This window comes from Veillonella sp. R32, assembly GCF_010093125.1.
Taxonomy (GTDB): Bacteria; Bacillota; Negativicutes; order Veillonellales; family Veillonellaceae; genus Veillonella_A.
The window spans coordinates 1-886 of sequence record NZ_NMZQ01000083.1; the positions used below are offsets into that span (position 1 = coordinate 1).

Below are 886 nucleotides of genomic sequence, written 5' to 3' on the forward strand. Positions count from 1 at the left end.
GTTAGAGAAAACGAAGAAAAAAAACCGACTTTAGAAATATCAACAGCAGACTCAAAACATGACGAAAAACCATATTTCATGCGTTCAGTCTTAAAAGCAATTGGCGGTGATGTAAACACTATGAACAATTGAGTCATAGAACTTCCATTATTCTCCTGAAGATAATAATCGCCAAATAAACCAATACTCAGCTTTACAATATACTAACTAACCGCAGAACGTTATTTCATACAACGTTTCTGCGGCATATCACAAAACGATTACTCCATAACAGGGACAGCAGGCCACTCAATATCAGGTGCAGTTGATGTATCAACACGGTTCAGCAACACCCGATACTTCTTCCAGGCTTCCAGCAACGAGGTTTCTTCCTTCGTTGCAATTTCCAGATCTGCAGCATCCTGAAGCGGCGCAATATGCTCACTGGCTACCTGCATCAGGCTTTTTTTTGTTTCTTCCGCCTCCCGGATCCGGAACAGTTTTTCTGCTTCCGTATCCTTCACCCAGGCTGTGCCGTTCCACTTCTGATATTCCCCTCCCGGCGATAACCAGGTAAAATTTTCCGGTAACGGACCGAGTTCAGAAATAAATAACGCGTCGCCGGAAGCCACGTCATAGACGGTTTTACCCCGATGGTCTTCAACGAGATGCCACGATGCCTCATCACTGTTGAAAACAGCCACAAAGCCAGCCGGAATATCTGGCGGTGCAATATCGGTACTGTTTGCAGGCAGACCGGTATGAGGCGGAATATATGCGTCACCTTCACCAATAAATTCATTAGTTCCGGCCAGCAGATTATAAATTTTTATGGTCCGTGGTTGTTCACTCATTCTGAATGCCATTATGCAAGCCTCACAATATAGTTAAATGCAATGTTTTTGAC

The 886-nt window shown here is 43.9% G+C and carries 1 protein-coding gene; it reads right to left on the minus strand.

Translation table 11 applies throughout. The features are described from left to right. Positions 1-260 precede the first annotated feature (260 nt). The gene (locus VER_RS10250; RefSeq protein ID WP_015979258.1) at positions 261-845 is read right to left on the minus strand and encodes a tail fiber assembly protein; all 585 of its coding nucleotides are present in this window, start codon (positions 843-845) and stop codon (positions 261-263) included. Positions 846-886: the final 41 nt, after the last annotated feature.

Coding starts and splice junctions, on each gene's coding strand:
- VER_RS10250 (WP_015979258.1), bottom strand. CDS start 845: ATGGCATTCAGAATGAGTGAACAACCACGGACCATAAAAATTTATAAT.